Origin of the sequence: Muriicola sp. (assembly GCF_049669965.1) — a bacterium.
Taxonomy (GTDB): domain Bacteria; phylum Bacteroidota; class Bacteroidia; order Flavobacteriales; family Flavobacteriaceae; genus Muriicola.
Map to the genome: position 1 here is coordinate 1 of NZ_JBATLB010000302.1, position 18,862 is coordinate 18,862.

Genomic DNA, 18,862 nt, shown 5'->3' on the forward strand with positions numbered 1-18,862 from the left:
GAATACCACGGCCACGGCCAACATCCAGAGAGGAGTATCTATGGGAACAATCAATGGCACCAGCATCCCGGTAACCAAATACCCTTCTTCTACTTCATGACCTTTGATCACCGCAAAAATAAATTCAACCAATAGTCCAACCCCATAGGAAACGATCACAAGAGGTAAGACTTTAATAATACCTATCCAAAAATTATCCCAGGTAATGAAGTCGTTCCAAACTGAAAAATTTTCAGGGAATCCGTTCACAGCAGAATAATATTGATATCCTGCATTGAACATGGAGAATAATAATACCGGGATCAAGGTCAAGATGACCGTATTCATGGTCCTTTTTAGATCATCGGCGCCTCGTATATGACTCCCGGAACGCGTAGTTTCATCCGGAGTGAATAAAAAAGTATGAAATGCATTAAATGCCGGGGCCAACTTCTTATCCCTGTAATGATGCTTTAGGATATGCAGTCTTTTCTTAAATGTTAGTCTTTTGTCACTCATCCTTATCCAATTTCTTTATAAAGTAAATCCAATCCTTCTCTAATAATCTTTTGATGTGGCTGTTTTGAAATACAAACAAACTCCGTCAGGGCAAAATCTTCTGGTATCACCTCATATAATCCCAACTGTTCCATTTCATCCAGATCCTGCACCATACATGCCTTTAACAATTGTAATGGGTAAATATCTAGCGGAAAGACTTCCTCGTATTGCCCAGTGACCACAAAAGCCCTATGCTCTCCATTAGTATTGGTGTTAAGGTCATATTTCTTTTTAGGCTGTAGCCATGAAAATGTGAGTGCCCTTGTAGTAGATACCTTGTCAAATACCGGCTTTGTCCAACCAAAAAATTCATAATCGTCTCCTTCAGGAATAACAGTAACCGTTGTATTATAAAACCCAAGATGTCCGTCTGGTCTTGATCTAGAACCAGTGAGTACATCGCCGTTAATGACCCTGAATTTTTTATCATGAACGCCGCTGGCGTATAGAAATGTAGAAATCTCAGCCCCTATTTTGGTCTTAAAATACTGTGGCCGCTTAATAGAAGATCCTGCCAGGGCCACCAAACGTTCAGAATTAAATTTTCCTGTTAGTAATGCTTCCCCAATAATTACAAGGTCTTGCGGACTGATGGTCCAAACAAGTTCTCCTTTGTTGATAGGATCTATTTTATTGATCTGTGTTCCAACTAGTCCTGCCGGATGCGGCCCTGATACTTTGTGCAGTACAATACCTTCCATAGTTGCCAGTGGCGAATTAGAGGAAGAGCTAACGGACACATGTATACTCCCGGGAGTTAATTTTGAGATCGCCGTTAAAGCAGCCTGTAATTCTTGCTCTTTACCCTGCAATACATAATCCATGTCTGCCGCCAAAGGCGCAGAATTAAATCCTGAAATAAATATTGCCTTGGGGGTTGTCCCGGGGCTGGCAATAAGATCATAAGGCCGTTGTTTGATAAAAGGCCAACACCCTGTTTGCAATAGAAATCCTTTGATTTCCGCTGCAGTTGCTTTTGCCAGGTCTGGAGTTTTATGAGTAAGTTGATCCTGGGTTTTATCTGCAAGGATCTTGATATTTAAGATCCTCCTTCTAGCGCCCCGTTCTATCTCAATTAATTCACCGCTTACAGGTGAAACAAACATCATGTTCTCTACCTTCTTATTGAAGAACAAAGCCTCACCTGCTTTTACTTCGGCCCCTTCCTTGACAATCATCTTTGGAGTAAGTCCGTGAAAATCAGATAAATTTATAGTATAAACATTGCTCAAGGCGGCTTTGGTGGTTGTAGGCTCCGCAGCACCTATGAGATTGATGTTTAACCCTTTTTTAATTCGAATGTCTTTTGACATGAAATGGAAACCTTTTATGGTTATAAAAATTTGCCCAAAAATACCACATAAAAGAAAGTTTTCATAATTATTGACTATAAATTTGGCCCTTTGGACGAAGGGAATTTGCACGGCATAGTTTTTGTTTACCTTTGGCCTAAAAATATCCCTTTAATGCGCCTATTTCTTAAACATTTATTTCTGTGTTGCTTTGTCATCCAGTCCTTTGCGCAAGTTCAGGAGGAGGTAAACCCTCCCGAAAATATAAAATCTATCATCTTCAGAGGTGAGACCGAAGATCAATTTCCTGTGGTGCAATTGGGGGATGATATTTATCTCGAATTTGACGATCTCCTCGCCTCAGAGCAAGACTACTATTATTCAATTATTCACTGCGATTACGACTGGACACCCTCGCAATTACTTAAGTCGCAATATCTGGTTGGAATAGACAATCAACGGATCATAAATTACGAGAACAGTTATTCTACCCTGCAGCCTTATTCTAATTATCAGTTGACCATTCCCAATACCAATGTAAGACTAAAAGTTAGTGGGAACTATGTGTTAGAAATCTACAATAGTTCCTATGAACTTCAATTCTCAAGACGGTTTGTTGTATACCAGAATTTAGTGCGAGTTGCTGCGGTGGTGCGCCGCTCCAGAGATTTTGAATATCTAGATCAGAAACAATCGGTTCAGTTTAGCATAAGAGCGGCTGGCTTTCCCTGGGTAAATCCCAAAAGGGAAATAAAAGTTGCCCTGATACAAAATTACCAATGGGATCTTATGATAAATTCTATTGCTCCCCAATACACCCTTGGAGATGAGTTAGTCTACAAATATGACCAGGAAACCAGTTTTTTTGGTGGCAACGAATTCCTGAATTTTGACACCAGCGACCTCAGGGCACCTACCGCGGCTATTTCACGCATTGAATTTGAGGATATTTATCAGCATTATCTCTTCCCGGATATTTACAGGTATGACCGCCCTTATACTTATTTCCCTGATATCAATGGAGATTTTGTAATCAGAACATTGCAGGGGGTCGATGGATCGCGTGAAGCGGAATATACTGGGGTACATTTTACCTTACCCTATACAGAGCGTGTGGGCTTGGACGATGTGTTTATTTACGGCAAATACAATAATTACGCCCTGGATGATGAGAATAAAATGTCCTATAACGAAGAAACAGGAAATTTGGAAGCGAAACTATTGCTTAAACAAGGGTTTTATAATTACTCCTATGCTCTAAAAAGAAGTGATGGTAGTGTGGATCTGAATGCTGTAGGTGGTAATTTTCATTTTACAGAAAACAACTATTTGATCCTGGTATATTATCGAAATTTCGGAGATCTCTACGACGGGATCATTGGTATTGGAACCGCTAATTCCCGCAACATCAGCAATTAAAACAAAAGTTACAGCAGAAAAAAATATCGATACACCGAATATCTTTATTCAATGCTATCTCTTTACAACGATAATTATTATCTTGCTCACTCAAAGGGAATTACGAGAATTTTAAATAGGACTTTTCTGCACCTTTAGTTAAAGAGAGAATAGCTCCTTTTAAAGTTAACGCAAGATTCTTTTTTTTGACACACGCATCTTTTCTTTTTATTTCAAGGCATTTTAAGCAGGTTTTAGAAAATATGAAAATGATTACACAAGTTACCAGAGGGATTAAAATTTCAGTTGCAACAAGTTTTGAAGGAACATTTTTTAAAAACTATAAAACACATTTTGCGTTTGGTTATACTATCACCATAGAAAATCAAAGTAAAAGTTCGGTACAATTAACATCGCGCCACTGGCAGATTTATGATGCCCTCAATGAAATGGAGATCCTTGATGGTGAAGGGGTCATTGGAAAAAAACCAGTCATCAAACCAGGACAGTCACACACCTATAGTTCCGGATGCTTATTATCCTCCCCTATTGGATCTATGAAAGGATATTACAATATGGTCAATTTTTCTACGAACGAAAAATTCAGGGTATATGTTCCCAGCTTTAAGTTCAGCGCACCTTTCGCCTTAAATTAGACTTTTTTTCACCAATCAGAATTTCAGAAACCTCCCTCCTTTTAGTACCTTTGCATGATTTTTAACCAAAATAGCATGTCATGGGTAAAGGATTTTTTCAAGTACCAATAGCAGTCAATGAACCTATCAAAGGGTATGCCCCCGGGTCGCCGGAGAGAGAAGCTGTATTAAAACAGTATAAGGCTTATTACAAAAGTGATGTGGATATCCCCTTGTTCATAGGTTCCAAAGAGATCAAAACAGGAAACACCAGACCTTTATCTCCTCCCCATGACCATAAACACAAGGTAGGACAATATCATTTGGCAGAAAAGAAACATGTTGAGGAGGCCATTAAAGTGGCCCTGGAAGCCCGCAATGATTGGGCAAATCTTGCCTGGGAGCAACGTGCTGCTATCTTTCTAAAGGCTGCGGAACTTGTAGCCGGACCATACAGAGCAAAGATCAATGCGGCTACTATGATCGCACAGTCTAAGACAATACACCAGGCAGAGATAGACGCGGCCTGCGAATTTATAGACTTCCTTCGCTTCAATGTGGAATACATGTCTCAGATCTACCAGGAGCAACCAGATTCTTCAGAAGGAATTTGGAACAGGGTAGAATACAGGCCACTGGAAGGTTTTGTATACGCCATTACACCCTTTAATTTTACGGCCATAGCAGGTAACTTACCGGCAAGTGCAGCCATGATGGGAAATGTGGTGGTATGGAAACCTAGTGATAGTCAGATATTTTCAGCAAAGATCCTGGTGGATATCTTTAAAGAGGCCGGATTACCAGATGGCGTGATCAATGTTATATATGGCGACCCGGTAATGATCACAGAGACCTTGTTGGCCCATCCTGATTTCTCAGGAATACACTTTACAGGATCTACCGATGTATTTAAAAGTTTATGGACCCAAATTGGGAACAATATCCTTAAATACAAGACCTATCCAAGAATCGTAGGTGAAACAGGAGGAAAAGATTTTATTGTGGCCCACCCTACGGCCAAACCAAAACAGGTGGCAACTGCCATTGTACGAGGAGCGTTTGAATTTCAGGGACAAAAATGTAGTGCCGCATCAAGAGTTTATTTACCAAAATCTACGGCAGATGAAATTATTGCTGAGGCAAAGAAAGACATGGACACTTTTAATGCCCCTGGATCGCCAGAGGATATGAAAAATTTCATTACTGCTGTGATCCATGAAGGTTCTTTTGACAAGTTGGTTAGCTATATTGAGCAGGCCAAAAAAGATAAAGACGCAACCGTTGTAGCAGGAGGCGGATATGACAAATCCAAGGGTTACTTTATAGAACCTACTATTATTCTTACCACAGACCCTCACTACGTTACCATGGAAACTGAATTATTTGGACCGGTGGTTACTATATATGTATACGATGATAAGGACTGGAAAAAAATGCTTCATTTGGTAGATACCACCTCTCCGTATGCACTAACCGGCGCCGTAATGGCCACGGACAGATATGCCATAGAAGAGGCTAGCAAGGCGCTTCAGAACTGCGCAGGAAACTTTTATATCAATGACAAGCCAACCGGAGCAGTAGTAGGCCAGCAACCTTTTGGAGGTGCCAGGGCATCAGGAACTAATGACAAGGCCGGATCTGCTCAAAATTTACTGCGATGGGTGTCGCCCAGATTGATCAAGGAGACTTTTGTGACCCCTGAAGATTACAGATACCCGTTTTTAGGGTAAGTATTGTATCCCAGATATATTAAAACCCTTAAGAAGACAAACTTAAGGGTTTTTTCAGGTCCAAATTTGAACTACGATAGTTGTCTACTACTTAACTTAAACCGCTGCAACATACTATTTATGTAAATTTAACGTTAAATAAATGTAATTTTTGTGTAAATTTGAATACTATAAAACTATATTCCTATGAAAGAACGAAAGTCATCTCTGCGTATGATAAGAAAAGAAAAAGGAGTTTGGGGCACTCTCTATTCCACGATGGCGAATTACGCCCGTAAGTGCAGACACTCCTATTTGTCTATGCTAAGTATTTAGTTTCTTTGATATTTCATGGGAAGATATACCAGCTTCTTGGTTTCAAAAAAATCTTCCACAAAAAAGTTAGACAGATCAAATATTTGTGCATTCCTGTAAAGTTTCAGCTCCTCTGTTAAGTCGCCTCCCTTAAGGTATAGAATTCCATTTTTTAGAGAATGAGAAGACTGTTTACTGATCTTTCCTTTTACCCAGTGAACAAAAGTTGGCATCGCCGCCACAGCCCTGCTAACAATAAAATCGAATTGCTCATCCAAATCTTCCACTCTGGTATGGAAGGCCCTTGTATTGGTTATTCCCAATCCCTCTACAACCTCTTCTACCACTTTTATTTTTTTTCCAATAGCGTCTACCATAGTGATTTGCACATCCGGAAAAAGTATAGCAAGAGGTATACCAGGAAAGCCTCCGCCCGTCCCAACATCTAATACCCTTGCTCCTGGATTAAAAGTAATAAGCTTGGCAATTCCCAGGCTGTGTAACACATGCCGGAGATACAACTCGTCAATGTCCTTTCTGGAGACAACGTTTATCTTCTTGTTCCAATCTTGGTATAAAGCCGCCAATAATCCAAATTGCTCCTGCTGAATCTCAGTAAGATCCGGAAAGTAATGATTGATGATCCCTGCATCCATATATGCCAGTTAGTTCCACAAAAGTACCATAATTAGCGGCACTTTTTAATCATATTTTATGAGTTTAGAGGCATTAAAAATTAAGATATTACGTTATCTTTACGACTTTGAAGCTTATTTTTATGGAGAACACTACAATTAAATTTTCAAGAAAAGACTCTGCAAATTTCTTCCGAACACTAAATAAACGTGTAAACGATTATTTTGCAGAAAACAATTTAAAAAAGACCGGGAACTGGAAACTGCACTTTAAAACAGCTGTAATGTTCTCCCTGTTTCTTGCGCCCTACTTTTTAATTCTGACCCTCAATCTACCTAATTGGGCAAATCTATTGCTGACCATAACCATGGGTGTTGGGATGGCCGGAGTGGGCATGAATGTAATGCACGACGGGAACCATGGTTCGTATTCCACCAAAAAATGGGTGAATAAACTAATGGGAAGCAGTATCTACATACTTGCGGGTAATGTATACAACTGGCAGGTACAACACAATGTCTTACACCATACCTATACCAATATTCACAATCATGATGAAGATCTGGAAGCGGGTAGAATACTGAGGTTTTCCAAGCATGCGAAATGGCACAAGTTTCATAAATTTCAACATTATTACTCTGTGTTCCTATACGGTCTGCTTACCTTTAACTGGGCCATTACAACAGATTTTCAGCAGATGTACCGATATACCAAGCGCAAACTTTCTTATGGCAAATTCCCCAATCCATTCCTTAACTGGAGTGTTCTTTTAGGTACCAAAGCCATTTATATCTCCATATGGTTTGTGTTACCTATGATAGTACTAAGTATTGCCTGGTGGAAGATCCTTCTGGGCTTTTTCATTATGCACTATGTAGCCGGAGTTATCCTAAGTGTTGTATTTCAATTGGCACATATTGTTGATGAGGCAGATACACCTTTACCCGAAAAAGATGGCAGCATGAAAAACACCTGGGCCATTCACCAATTGTTCACCACCGTTAACTTTGGCACAAAAAACCGAATCGTCAACTGGTTCACCGGTGGCTTGAATCATCAGGTTGAGCATCATATTTTTCCCAATATCAGTCATATTCATTACACAAAAATCTCCAAAATTGTGAAAGAAACGGCCAAAGAATTTAATTTGCCCTACAATGAATATAAAACTACCAGAAAAGCTATAATTTCGCACTTCCAACACTTGAAAGAGCTGGGCAAAAATCCCGGTTTGCAATATCAATAAATCATAGCAGGCATGAGTAACCAACTATCCGATAGAATTAACAAATTATCTACTTCGGCCACACTGGCTATGGCAGCAAAAGCCAGGGAATTGAGAAGTGAAGGGAAAGATATTATTGGTTTAAGTCTCGGAGAGCCCGACTTCAACATCCCGGAATTTATTAAAGAGGCTGCTAAACAAGCCGTAGATGATAATTACAGTAGCTATTCGCCTGTTGATGGGTATGCCGATCTTAAACAAGCCATTGCCTCAAAATTCAAAAGAGACAACCATCTAATGTATAACCTCAATCAAATTGTAGTATCTACCGGCGCAAAACAGTCGCTCGCCAATGTTGCCATGGTAATGCTCAACAAAGGGGATGAAGTTATCTTACCTGCCCCCTACTGGGTAAGCTACAGCGATATCGTGCAATTGGCAGAAGGTATCCCCGTAGAAGTTCCTACCAGTATTGATACCGATTTTAAAATTACACCGGCTCAGCTAGAAGCTGCCATCACTCCCAAAACAAAAATGCTGTGGTTCAGCTCCCCTTGTAATCCCAGTGGTTCTGTATATAGTGAAGAAGAATTAATAGGACTGGCAGAAGTTCTAAGAAGACATCCCGGCATCTTTATCGTCTCAGATGAGATCTATGAACATATTAATTTCAGAGGAAAACACGCCAGTATCGCGGCCATAGACGGCATGTACGACAGAACTATTACTGTAAATGGGGTCTCAAAGGCCTTTGCAATGACAGGATGGCGAATAGGGTATATTGGCGCAGCCGATTGGATCGCCAAGGCTTGCACAAAATTTCAGGGACAGATTACCAGTGGGGCCAATGCTATTGGCCAGCGTGCCACTATTACCGCTCTTGAAGCACCGGTGAGCAAGATCCAATTTATGATCGATAAATTCAAGGAAAGAAGAGATCTTATTCTTGGACTATTAGGCTCTATTGATGGATTTAAACTCAATGTGCCCGAGGGTGCTTTTTATGTCTTTCCGGATGTTTCCAGCTATTTCGGCAAAGAGTTGCACGGCACCCTAATAAACAACGCATCAGATTTTGCCATGTACCTTCTTGAAAAAGCCAATGTGGCAACCGTTACCGGTGAAGCGTTTGGCAATCCCAACTGTATTCGTATTTCGTATGCAGCTTCTGAAGATGAAATTAAAGAGGCGGTTGCCCGGATAAAAAAAGTACTTTAGGCCAATTAGGTTTTCTTCCAGAAGTAAGGGGTCATCAGGATCAGGACCGTAAATAATTCCAATCTCCCGGCTAACATTAAAAAGCCACACCACCATTTCCCAAGAGCGGGAAGACTATTAAAATTATTGAGTGGACTAAGGCTTCCAAAGGCCGGACCTACATTCCCCAGGGAAGACGCTGCCCCACCAATGGCGCTGTCAAAATCAAGACCTAAAAATCCCAAAACCAGGGCTCCAATAATAAAGAGTAGCATATAGAGCACAAAAAATCCTATCACATTATACACCACATGCTCTGTTACCGTCTTATTGTTAAAACGAACAGGGATCACCGCATTGGGATGAAGAGTTCGCTTAAACTCTAACAATCCATTTTTTATAATCAGAATATGACGCATTATTTTGATCCCTCCCGCAGTAGACCCAGCGGATCCTCCGGCAAACATTAATCCAAAAAAGAACACCGTAATAAACGGGGTCCATGCGGTAAAATCGGCAGAAACAAAGCCCGTAGTAGTCACTACGGCAACTACCTGAAATAACGCATGTCTGAAGGCGCTTTCTGCATTACCCAGCACCATTGGATGATATTCGCTAAAAGATACATTGGCCTTGAAGAAAATTACCAGTGCCACAATACCTGAAAATATTACTACAAGCGCAGTATAGTACTTAAATTCTTCATCCCGCAAGATTTTCTGCACCTTTCCTTTAAAGGCAAAATAACTCAGTACAAAATTGCTTCCAGCCAAGAACATAAAGAAGATCACAATGTATTGGATAAGTGGCTGATTGTTCCAATAAGCCAAACTTGCGTTCTTTGTTGAAAAACCACCTGTGGAGAGTGTTGCGAGCGAATGGTTCATTGCGTCAAAAAACGACATCCCTGCCAGTTTCAGCAAGATAGTCTCCGCTACAGTATACCCAAAATAGATCAGCCAAAGTCGTTTTGCAGTATCCGTAATTCTAGGATGTAATTTATCCGCATTCGGACCCGGGGCCTCGGCAGCAAACAATTGCATACCTCCAATACCCAACAAGGGTAAAATGGCTATGGCCAGCACTATAATTCCCATTCCCCCTATCCAATGGGTAAGACTCCGCCAAAATAAAATACCTTCGGGAAGAATTTCTATATTATCTACAATGGATGCCCCTGTAGTAGTGTAGCCAGACATGGTCTCAAAAAAGGCATTAGTGATATTTGGGATGGCACCTGAGAACAGGTAAGGAAGCACTCCGGAGGCAGACATAATGATCCATCCGAAGGTTACTATGATATATCCTTCTTTCCTACTGACCTCCTTGTCATGTCCTCTGGTAAAGAACATGGCCAATACGCCGATAAACATGGTAACGATAGCAGCCAGGGTTATATCCAGGGTTACTCCATCCTGATAGATCCCACTTACCAGGGCGGCTAAGATCATAAAGCCCCCGTTGCACAATAGGAGCAATCCCATCAGGTGAATTATTATCTTCCCATTGAACCCCATATTATAAGAATAATCTTTCTATTTTCTGAATGGCTTGTGGTAAACAGCAAACAACAACTCTGTCTCCTGCAGCTATTTCAAAATCGCCAAGAGCTACCATCCCCTTGCCATCGCGGATAATCCCTCCAATGATCGCATTCCTCGGGAAGTCGAGTTCCTTAATTACCTGCCCGTTCATTTTGGAAGAGGACTTTACTTCAAATTCGAGGATCTCCGCATTGAGATTATTGAGCCTTGTCATGGCCACTACTTCTCCCTTGCGTATATATCTGAAGATATTGTTGGCTGCAAGTAGTTTTTTATTGATCAGTGTATCTATCCCTATAGACTGTGATAATTGAAAATAGTCCATGTTCTCTACAAGGGCGATGGTCTTTTTGATGTTCTTGGATTTTGCCACCAAACAAGACATAATATTGGTCTCCGAATTTCCGGTGACCGCAATAAAGGCATCCATAGAATCCAGACTTTCCTCTTCGAGTAATTCCACATTTCTACCATCTCCATTGATCACCAAAGCGTTGGGTAAAATATCTGCCAGGTCAAAAGCTTTCTCCTTGTTCTTTTCAATGAGTTTTACATTGAATTTCTTTGCACAAAGATCGCGCGCTGCCTTGAAACCTACCTTACTGCCTCCCAGGATCATCACATTCTTTAACTCTTGCCTCTTTTTCCCGGTGAGTTTATAAAGTTCATCTACCCCTTTTTTATCGGTTATAAAATACACCTGATCATCTACCTTAAAAACGGTGTCCCCCCTCGGGATAAGTGTAAATTGAGTACCGCCTCGTTGCATGGCAATGGGCATAAAATGCAATTCGGGAAAAATGGATGCTGCTTCTTTGACCGACTTTCCAATAAAAGGAGCACTCTTTGGTAAGGAAACACCTACCATGATAAGAGCGCCATTTTCAAATTCATAGGTATCGAAGAATGCCGATTGATTTAAAAGTTGTTGTATTTCCGAGGCTGCCAATTCTTCCGGAGAGATCAACTCATCGATACCAAGGTCAGAGAAATTAATGGTTTCCCTATGATCCAAAAACTCCGTATTAGAGATCCTGGCTATAGTTTTCTTTGAACCCATCTGTTTAGCCAGCATACACAAGGTGATGTTGGTTGTCTCGGAAGAGGTAACACCTATCACCAGATCAGACTTCTCTACGTGTGCTTCCTGCAGCATGGAAATTGAAGTGGCATCACCTCTCAGAACTCTGATATCCAGATGATTATCTGCATATATCAAACTTTCTTTATTGGTGTCTATCAGCGTAATATCTTGTGATTCGTAGGAAAGTAGTTTTGCCAAATGAAAGCCTACTTCACCTGCGCCAGCGATTATAATTTTCATGAGTTAAAAAGGTCTTTTATCATATTGTACAGACCGTCTAGGAAGTTCTATTTAGATCTATAAAGCCACGGTACTTATCCAAGAAAGAATTGCATGGTTTTGCAAGGCAAAATTACGGAAATTTATTTCAACCTATCCTAAAATAGCCTGCAGTTTATCCCTCCCTTCTGATTACTACGATAAAATTGCCATTATGAGCCGGGGCATTGTAGTATCTTTGCCGCAAAATAATTAAAATGGCCAAGAATGTAATACCTTACAAAGACTCTGATAAAGGCAAAAAAGAACAGGTTACCTCTATGTTCGATGCAATCTCTGAGGAGTACGATGGTTTAAATAGAGTAATATCTTTTGGAATTGATGTAAAATGGCGCAGGCGGGTGGTAAATATCCTTAAAAAAAGAGAACCGAAAAGCATTCTGGATATCGCAACCGGCACAGGCGATCTGGCGATTAATCTGGTAGAAACAGGTGCTAAAAAAATTGTAGGTTTAGACATATCAAAAGGGATGTTGGCCGTAGGGAAGAAAAAAGTGATCCAAAAGGAGTTAGAGGCTATTGTTGAAATGGTCGTTGGAGATAGTGAAAATCTTCAATACGAAAGCGGCAGCTTCGATGCCGTTACCGTTGCTTTCGGGGTTCGGAATTTTGAACATTTAGACAAAGGCTTGGAGGAGATTTACAGGGTACTCAAACCTGGGGGGACACTTGTCATCCTGGAAACCTCCGTACCTACAAAAACTCCATTTAAACAGGGATATAGACTCTACTCTAAATATATCCTTCCCGCTATCGGAAAAATTTTCTCCAAAGATCGTTCTGCCTACAGGTATTTAAGCGAATCCGCTTCTGTTTTTCCACACGGTCCTGAATTCAACAATATTTTAAAGAAAATTGGGTTTATAGGTATGGAGAATAGGCCCCAAACATTTGGTGTGGCGTCTATATATATCGCCACAAAGTAAGTATATGAAAAAAATTTTCTTGCTTTTTGCCCTGTTTTTATTCATACAAGCGCAGGACCTACAGGCTCAATTTAACGAGAAGCCCATCCTCAATTTAGAAAATGAGGATAAAGCGTTGTTGAATTGGGGCTACTTTTTGGGCTTTAATCAATACGATTTTAAGTTCGATTACAAGAATGATCTCCAAGACATCCTGGTAGACAAAACAATAGGTTTTAATGTTGGCCTTATAGGGGAACTTCGCCTTAACGAATTTTTAGACCTTCGCTTTGAACCAGGACTTTACTATGGCTCCAGAACACTAGGTTTTCCTGGTTTTTCAGACGAAATTGATGCGATCAGAGAGGTAAAGTCTACCTATATAAATTTTCCGCTTCTTCTTAAAGTTAGCGCCAAAAGATTGGGCAACTGGAAACCGTTTCTGGTTGGGGGTGTCTCCACCTCTATGAACCTGGGAAGTAATGAAGCTAGCCTTGATGACAATAGTAGTGGGACATTTCGGATGAAAAGTCAGGTGTATAACTACGAACTGGGATTTGGAATCGACTTTTATACAGAGTACTTTAAATTTTCTCCCTCCATCAGAGGAGTATTTGCTTTTACGGACGAATTGGTCCCGGATAATGATCCCTCCAGCCCCTGGACCGGGAATATCGATGCCTTGCGAACACGAGGTGTTTTTGTGAATTTTACCTTTGAGTAATTGCGCCTTAATTTCTCCTAAGCTCATTTAATAAAATAGCCGTTGCAGTGGCCACATTCAGGCTCTCTGCACTTGCCTTGCCATACTGTGGGATACTTACTTTTTTATGCAACATGAGCTCGAGCTTTTTTGAAATTCCGTGAGCTTCGTTTCCCAAGATCAGCATCCCCCTGGATGGCCAATTTAACTTGTACACGGACTCTCCTTCCATAAAAGCGCCTATCACTGGCACATCCAACTTTTCTATCAGGACCTCCAGGTCTGTATAGACGGTATTGACCCTTGCGATAGAGCCCATGGTGGCTTGCAACACCTTGGGATTAAAACAGTCTACAGTATCGGTAGAACACGCCAGGTGTTTAATCCCGAACCAGTCGCACAAACGAATAATTGTCCCCAGATTACCAGGATCTTTCACCCCGTCCAGCACAAGTATCCAGTCAGTAAAGTTCAGCGGAACCGGATCGGGAATATGAAAAATGGCCAGAGTCTTATTGGGTGATTTCAGACTGCTTATTTTTTGTAGCTCCTTCTCACTAATTATTTGATAATCAAATCCTTTGGAAGGCAAAAGCTCCGGGGTGGTGGTATATAAACTCTGAAGCTTGAGGGTAGTCTGTAGTAACTCGTTCACCATCTTTACCCCTTCAACTACAAACATGCCGTTTAAGATCCGGTATTTTTTTTGTTGTAAGCTTTTTATAAACTTTATTTGACTTTTTACAACCATACAAATAATGTATTTTTGATTCTTATGAATACCCCCTTTCATCTTAAAGGCCACGCTGCTAAAATAGGTATCTTCTTGCTTATCGCGGTGCTTACTTCCTGTAATGCCTTAAAAAGAGTGGAAGAAGATGAATTGCTACTTACTAAGAATAATATAATTACAGATGGAGAAACAGTGGTGGATGAGGATATCAAAAGCCTAATTGTCCAGGAGCCAAATACACGAGTGCTTGGCTATCCCTTGCGACTCAATCTATACAACCTGGCCAAAAAAGATCCTGATTCTTTGTACCAGGCATGGTTACAAAAAAAACCAAAAAGAAAAGAGCGCCTTGCTTCCTTCTTGTCCCAAAAACAGGTAGAAGCCCTGGGCGAATCCTTTCTTGTAAAAGGATACAGTGAATGGCTGAAAAAGATCGGAGAGGAGCCTGTTATCATAGATACCTCCAGAACCCGTAAAACCCTCCAAAGACTAAGTGCCTTTTACGGAAGTAAAGGATATTTCAATAATTCTACCACCTTCAATATTGTTGAAGAAAAAAGAAAACAACGGGCGGGTATCGATTATATCGTTACCCTGGGAAAACCGTATCTCATAGATTCCTTATCTAAAAATATTGCATCGCCTGCCATAGACTCCCTGTATGAACTGAACAAAAGATCTTCTTTTATTAAAGAAAAAAAACAATTTGATCTGACCGATTTTAACAATGAAAGACAACGCCTAACAGGACTATTCAGAAATACTGGGGTATATAATTTCCAGGAAAGCTCCATTACTTACGACATACTTCGCGATACAACCGAAATAAGGGACGATCAGAATATGAAGGTAGAGCTGAACATTGGAAATCTGAGGAAGCGGGGGGATAGCGCTGTAACCACCTCAGAATACAAGGTGTTTTCCTTTGAAAAGATTAATATCTATGCCGATTATAATTTTGGCGATGATCCTTCTGAGCTTCAATCCCTGGAATTTGAAAACAACACTATCTATTTTAAGGACAGACTACGTTATAAGCCGAAAGCCCTAACAGATGCCATCTTCCTGGAAAAAGATAGTCTTTACCGCGATCTGGACAAGCTGCGCACCTACAGACAGATTACCAACCTTAATACCTTTAAATATCCAAACATACAGATCATTGAAGACAGTACCGAAACCAAGCTAATCTCTAATATATATCTCACCGCACGTTCCAAATATTCCCTGGGTCTGAATCTGGATGTGACCCATTCCAATATACAGCGACTGGGAATTGGCTTTAGCAGTTCACTAATCACCCGGAATGTCTTTGGAGGAGCTGAAACACTTAGTCTTTCGGCAAGAGGGACTTTTGGATTATTGAGTGACACCAACCTACCCGAGGATTTTTTCTCAGAGATAGGTGCGGATATAAACCTCACCTTCCCTCGGCTGTGGTTTCCGTTTTTCAATACCAAAAAATTAGTTCCTTATTATATGATTCCCCAAACCAGGATCTCAGCAGGAACCAGTTTTCAGAAGAATATTGGCCTGGATAAGCAAACCCTGAACACTATCCTTGGATACAATTGGTCACCTGATACCTTTCGAAAAAACACCATTGAACTCTTGAATATACTGTACGTAAGAAATGTTAACTCTAATCGTTTTTTTAATGTATACGGGAGTAGTTACAGGCAATTGAATGATATTGCAAGTGAGGACATTTATACGAACGATCCTTTACTATCCGAATTTTATGACCCCGCTGCCGATCCAAATGAACCACGCCTTTTAATTCCGGCAGGGACTACTGGTTTTACAGAGGAGGTGCTGAATGGAACGGTTAACTCTAGTGCAGACGACTTTATTGAGGTAAGCAGAATTGAAGAAAGGCGGCAACGTCTAACAGAAAATAACCTGATATTTTCCAGTAACTACACCTTTACCAAAAACAATAAAAGTGGTATAAACGATAATAGTTTTTACCAATTCCGAATTAATCTGGAAAGTGCAGGAAATTTGCTTTCGGCCCTTTCCTATGTTTTCCCATTTAACGAAAATGACAACAATAGTTTATTAGTCTTTGGAGTACCCTATTCCCAATATGTCAAAACAGAATTCGACTTTATAAAACACTGGGATCTGAAAAGATCGAATGTGCTGGCTTTCCGAAGTTTTATTGGCGTAGCAGTACCTTATGGAAATTCGGAAAGTGTTCCTTTTGTCCGTAGTTATTTTGGCGGAGGCTCTAATGATAACAGGGCCTGGTTTCCCTATTCCCTGGGGCCGGGCAGCTCTAGCGATATTAACGACTTTAATGAGGCGAATCTAAAACTGGCTTTTAATCTGGAATACCGTTTCCCTATTGTAGGCAATATTAAAGGGGCCCTGTTTGCCGATGCAGGGAACATCTGGAACGTTTGGGATAATGTAGACGATCCTGCCAAAACATTTAGCGGATTTGACTCTTTGGGCGACATTGCTTTGGGAACGGGCCTTGGACTGCGCTATGATTTTACGTATTTTGTATTCAGGGTAGATGCCGGATTTAAGACTTATAATCCTGCAGAAGTGCCTTCTAAAAGATGGTTTAGAGATTACAATTTCGGTAATGCAGTCATACAAATAGGGATCAATTATCCCTTTTAGACCTAATTATTTTATTACTTTTGCGCGTGAAACCTTACTAACAAATCAAACGATATACTATGTCTCATACTATAAAACCGGGTGTTGCCACAGGTAATGAAGTTCAGGAGATCTTCAATTATGCAAAGAAAAAAGGCTTTGCTCTTCCTGCGGTAAATGTTACCGGTTCCAATACGATCAATGCGGTTCTTGAAACAGCTGCAGCACTAAATTCGCCCGTGATCATTCAATTTTCTAACGGCGGATCCCAATTTAATGCGGGGAAAGGACTTTCTAATGACGCACAACAAGCCGCCATTAAAGGAGCCATTGCAGGTGCCAAACACATTCATGAACTGGCAGAGGCTTATGGAGCTACGGTTATCCTGCATACAGATCACTGCGCAAAGAAACTTCTTCCCTGGATAGATGGTCTTCTTGATGCCAGTGAGACCCATTATAAGGCAACCGGGAAGTCGCTCTATAGTTCACATATGATCGACCTTTCGGAGGAGCCCATCGAAGAAAACATAGAGATCTGCAAGAAATATCTGTCCAGGATGAGTAAAATGGACATGACACTAGAAATTGAGCTTGGTATTACAGGAGGGGAAGAAGATGGCGTAGATAATTCGGATGTAGATGATTCCAAATTGTATACCCAACCTGAGGAAGTGGCCTATGCCTATGAAGAATTATCCAAAGTAAGTCACCGATTCACTATTGCCGCTGCCTTTGGAAATGTACACGGTGTCTATAAACCCGGAAATGTAAAACTTACTCCTAAGATCCTTAAGAATTCACAAGAACATATTACAAAGAAATATGGGGTAGAACACAATCACATAGATTTTGTATTTCACGGAGGTTCTGGTTCTACGGTAGAGGAGATCAGAGAAGCCATCGGATATGGGGTCATTAAAATGAACATAGATACGGATCTTCAATACGCCTTTATGGAAGGGATCAGGGATTATATTCAGGGGAAAGGAGCTTATTTACAGGCTCAGATCGGTAATCCTGAAGGCGATGATCAACCTAATAAGAAATACTATGATCCAAGGGTTTGGCTGCGCGAGGGTGAGAAAACTTTTATAACGCGACTCAAGAAGGCCTTTGAGGATCTCAATAATGTGAATACCCTGTAAGTTGAATCTTTTACCTTTAAAGAAGACAGTATGACGGCTTGGTTTAAACGAAAAGAAAAAGGAATTCAAACTGCAACAGAGCAGAAGAAAGACACACCCAAAGGGCTATGGTATAAGTCGCCTACCGGGAAGATCGTAGAATACGAAGAACTTGCCAAAAACTTTTATGTTAGTCCAGAGGATGATTACCATGTACGTATTGGGAGTAAAGAGTATTTTGAGATACTTTTTGACGACAATAAGTTCCTGGAATTGGACCCAAAATTAACTTCGAAGGATCCTTTAAAATTTGAAGATACCAAAAAATACAGTGACAGGTTAAAGGCAGCCCAAAAGAAGACAGGATTAAAAGACGCTGTGCGCACTGCTATAGGGAAGTCTCTGGGTAAAGACCTGGTAGTTGCCTGTATGGATTTTAGCTTTATAGGTGGGTCTATGGGAAGTGTTGTGGGTGAAAAGATCGCCAGAGCCATAGATATGGCCATCAAGAAAGATGTACCCTTTGTGATGATATCAAAGTCGGGTGGTGCAAGAATGATGGAAGCCGCCCTGTCCCTGATGCAACTCGCTAAAACCTCTGCGAAGCTCGCACAATTGGCGGAAGCGCGGATCCCCTATATTTCATTGTGTACAGATCCTACTACAGGTGGAACTACAGCATCTTATGCCATGTTGGGAGATATCAATATCTCGGAGCCCGGTGCGTTGATAGGTTTTGCAGGACCGCGTGTGGTTAAAGAGGCTACCGGTAAAGATCTTCCGAAAGACTTCCAAACTGCCGAATTTGTGAAGGAGCATGGTTTTCTGGACTTTATTGTGCATAGGAGTGAGCTCAAAAAGAAGATCAATCTCTATATAGATCTCATCCAAAATAATCCGGTTAGATAAAAAAAAGGCCCTGAGTAT

At 40.8% G+C, this 18,862-nt stretch carries 17 protein-coding genes; 11 read left to right on the forward strand and 6 right to left on the reverse strand.

Features of this window, described 5'->3' with window-relative positions:
* Both WBM49_RS14725 and WBM49_RS14730 read right to left on the reverse strand, forming a co-directional pair.
* Window positions 1–498: RnfABCDGE type electron transport complex subunit D (locus WBM49_RS14725; RefSeq protein ID WP_424372805.1), on the reverse strand; the 498-nt coding region annotated here is incomplete at its 3' end.
* Between the two features lie 2 nt (window positions 499–500).
* A complete protein-coding gene (locus tag WBM49_RS14730; RefSeq protein WP_424372806.1) occupies window positions 501–1,853 on the reverse strand; it encodes a Na(+)-translocating NADH-quinone reductase subunit A in 1,353 nt (450 codons plus the stop codon).
* Between the two features lie 153 nt (window positions 1,854–2,006).
* Here WBM49_RS14730 and WBM49_RS14735 point away from each other — a divergent pair, with 153 nt between their 5' ends.
* The 4 genes from WBM49_RS14735 to WBM49_RS14750 all read left to right on the forward strand — a co-directional run bounded on the left by WBM49_RS14735 (window position 2,007) and on the right by WBM49_RS14750 (window position 5,910).
* Window positions 2,007–3,251, forward strand: coding sequence for a DUF5103 domain-containing protein (locus WBM49_RS14735; RefSeq protein ID WP_424372807.1), 1,245 nt, complete (start codon window positions 2,007–2,009; stop codon window positions 3,249–3,251).
* Between the two features lie 248 nt (window positions 3,252–3,499).
* A complete protein-coding gene (gene apaG / locus WBM49_RS14740) occupies window positions 3,500–3,886 on the forward strand; it encodes a Co2+/Mg2+ efflux protein ApaG (protein ID WP_424372808.1) in 387 nt (128 codons plus the stop codon).
* 80 nt (window positions 3,887–3,966) lie between these two features.
* The gene (gene pruA / locus WBM49_RS14745; RefSeq protein ID WP_424372809.1) at window positions 3,967–5,595 is read left to right on the forward strand and encodes an L-glutamate gamma-semialdehyde dehydrogenase; all 1,629 of its coding nucleotides are present in this window, start codon (window positions 3,967–3,969) and stop codon (window positions 5,593–5,595) included.
* Between the two features lie 186 nt (window positions 5,596–5,781).
* The gene (locus WBM49_RS14750; protein ID WP_424372810.1) at window positions 5,782–5,910 is read left to right on the forward strand and encodes a hypothetical protein; all 129 of its coding nucleotides are present in this window, start codon (window positions 5,782–5,784) and stop codon (window positions 5,908–5,910) included.
* Here WBM49_RS14750 and rsmG read toward each other — a convergent pair.
* The gene (gene rsmG, locus WBM49_RS14755) at window positions 5,907–6,545 is read right to left on the reverse strand and encodes a 16S rRNA (guanine(527)-N(7))-methyltransferase RsmG (protein ID WP_424372811.1); all 639 of its coding nucleotides are present in this window, start codon (window positions 6,543–6,545) and stop codon (window positions 5,907–5,909) included. The two genes, WBM49_RS14750 and rsmG, sit on opposite strands and share 4 nt — an antisense overlap.
* A gap of 122 nt (window positions 6,546–6,667) precedes the next feature.
* Between rsmG and WBM49_RS14760 the strand changes: the two genes are divergently transcribed.
* Window positions 6,668–7,771: a fatty acid desaturase family protein gene (locus WBM49_RS14760; RefSeq protein ID WP_424372812.1), complete on the forward strand. Its 1,104-nt coding sequence runs from the start codon at window positions 6,668–6,670 to the stop codon at window positions 7,769–7,771.
* A 12-nt stretch (window positions 7,772–7,783) separates the two neighbouring features.
* Window positions 7,784–8,968 carry a pyridoxal phosphate-dependent aminotransferase gene (locus WBM49_RS14765; protein WP_424372813.1) on the forward strand — a complete coding sequence of 395 codons (1,185 nt, stop codon included), beginning with the start codon at window positions 7,784–7,786 and terminating at the stop codon, window positions 8,966–8,968.
* 5 nt (window positions 8,969–8,973) lie between these two features.
* Here WBM49_RS14765 and WBM49_RS14770 read toward each other — a convergent pair whose 3' ends face one another.
* Both WBM49_RS14770 and trkA read right to left on the reverse strand, forming a co-directional pair.
* Window positions 8,974–10,464, reverse strand: a complete 1,491-nt coding sequence (locus WBM49_RS14770) for a TrkH family potassium uptake protein (RefSeq protein WP_424372814.1) — start codon at window positions 10,462–10,464, stop codon at window positions 8,974–8,976.
* A gap of 1 nt (window position 10,465) precedes the next feature.
* A complete protein-coding gene (gene trkA, locus WBM49_RS14775) occupies window positions 10,466–11,815 on the reverse strand; it encodes a Trk system potassium transporter TrkA (RefSeq protein ID WP_424372815.1) in 1,350 nt (449 codons plus the stop codon).
* A 236-nt stretch (window positions 11,816–12,051) separates the two neighbouring features.
* On the opposite strand from trkA, the gene ubiE reads away from it, so the two are divergent.
* Together ubiE and WBM49_RS14785 are read left to right on the forward strand one after the other, a co-directional pair.
* On the forward strand, window positions 12,052–12,780 hold the full coding sequence (ubiE, locus tag WBM49_RS14780) for a bifunctional demethylmenaquinone methyltransferase/2-methoxy-6-polyprenyl-1,4-benzoquinol methylase UbiE (RefSeq protein WP_424372816.1): 729 nt from the start codon (window positions 12,052–12,054) through the stop codon (window positions 12,778–12,780).
* A gap of 4 nt (window positions 12,781–12,784) precedes the next feature.
* A complete protein-coding gene (locus tag WBM49_RS14785; RefSeq protein ID WP_424372817.1) occupies window positions 12,785–13,483 on the forward strand; it encodes a porin family protein in 699 nt (232 codons plus the stop codon).
* A 7-nt stretch (window positions 13,484–13,490) separates the two neighbouring features.
* Here WBM49_RS14785 and WBM49_RS14790 read toward each other — a convergent pair whose 3' ends face one another.
* Window positions 13,491–14,213, reverse strand: coding sequence for a TrmH family RNA methyltransferase (locus WBM49_RS14790; protein WP_424372818.1), 723 nt, complete (start codon window positions 14,211–14,213; stop codon window positions 13,491–13,493).
* A 24-nt stretch (window positions 14,214–14,237) separates the two neighbouring features.
* On the opposite strand from WBM49_RS14790, the gene WBM49_RS14795 reads away from it, so the two are divergent.
* The 3 genes from WBM49_RS14795 to accD are packed head-to-tail and all read left to right on the forward strand — an operon-like array spanning window position 14,238 to window position 18,844.
* Entirely contained in the window at window positions 14,238–16,829 is a 2,592-nt protein-coding gene (locus WBM49_RS14795; RefSeq protein ID WP_424372819.1) for a BamA/TamA family outer membrane protein, read from the forward strand.
* A 59-nt stretch (window positions 16,830–16,888) separates the two neighbouring features.
* Window positions 16,889–17,956, forward strand: coding sequence for a class II fructose-bisphosphate aldolase (fbaA, locus tag WBM49_RS14800; RefSeq protein WP_424372820.1), 1,068 nt, complete (start codon window positions 16,889–16,891; stop codon window positions 17,954–17,956).
* A gap of 30 nt (window positions 17,957–17,986) precedes the next feature.
* On the forward strand, window positions 17,987–18,844 hold the full coding sequence (gene accD, locus WBM49_RS14805) for an acetyl-CoA carboxylase, carboxyltransferase subunit beta (protein WP_424372821.1): 858 nt from the start codon (window positions 17,987–17,989) through the stop codon (window positions 18,842–18,844).
* Window positions 18,845–18,862 lie beyond the last annotated feature (18 nt).

Bases quoted from the DNA above. Each gene is read 5' to 3' on its own strand.
- rsmG (WP_424372811.1), bottom strand. From the start codon at position 6,545: ATGGATGCAGGGATCATCAATCATTACTTTCCGGATCTTACTGAGATT.
- trkA (WP_424372815.1), bottom strand. From the start codon at position 11,815: ATGAAAATTATAATCGCTGGCGCAGGTGAAGTAGGCTTTCATTTGGCA.
- apaG (WP_424372808.1), top strand. From the start codon at position 3,500: ATGATTACACAAGTTACCAGAGGGATTAAAATTTCAGTTGCAACAAGT.
- WBM49_RS14790 (WP_424372818.1), bottom strand. From the start codon at position 14,213: ATGGTTGTAAAAAGTCAAATAAAGTTTATAAAAAGCTTACAACAAAAA.
- WBM49_RS14785 (WP_424372817.1), top strand. From the start codon at position 12,785: ATGAAAAAAATTTTCTTGCTTTTTGCCCTGTTTTTATTCATACAAGCG.
- WBM49_RS14750 (WP_424372810.1), top strand. From the start codon at position 5,782: ATGAAAGAACGAAAGTCATCTCTGCGTATGATAAGAAAAGAAAAAGGA.
- ubiE (WP_424372816.1), top strand. From the start codon at position 12,052: ATGGCCAAGAATGTAATACCTTACAAAGACTCTGATAAAGGCAAAAAA.
- WBM49_RS14765 (WP_424372813.1), top strand. From the start codon at position 7,784: ATGAGTAACCAACTATCCGATAGAATTAACAAATTATCTACTTCGGCC.
- WBM49_RS14760 (WP_424372812.1), top strand. From the start codon at position 6,668: ATGGAGAACACTACAATTAAATTTTCAAGAAAAGACTCTGCAAATTTC.
- fbaA (WP_424372820.1), top strand. From the start codon at position 16,889: ATGTCTCATACTATAAAACCGGGTGTTGCCACAGGTAATGAAGTTCAG.
- accD (WP_424372821.1), top strand. From the start codon at position 17,987: ATGACGGCTTGGTTTAAACGAAAAGAAAAAGGAATTCAAACTGCAACA.
- WBM49_RS14795 (WP_424372819.1), top strand. From the start codon at position 14,238: ATGAATACCCCCTTTCATCTTAAAGGCCACGCTGCTAAAATAGGTATC.
- WBM49_RS14735 (WP_424372807.1), top strand. From the start codon at position 2,007: ATGCGCCTATTTCTTAAACATTTATTTCTGTGTTGCTTTGTCATCCAG.
- WBM49_RS14770 (WP_424372814.1), bottom strand. From the start codon at position 10,464: ATGGGGTTCAATGGGAAGATAATAATTCACCTGATGGGATTGCTCCTA.
- WBM49_RS14730 (WP_424372806.1), bottom strand. From the start codon at position 1,853: ATGTCAAAAGACATTCGAATTAAAAAAGGGTTAAACATCAATCTCATA.
- pruA (WP_424372809.1), top strand. From the start codon at position 3,967: ATGGGTAAAGGATTTTTTCAAGTACCAATAGCAGTCAATGAACCTATC.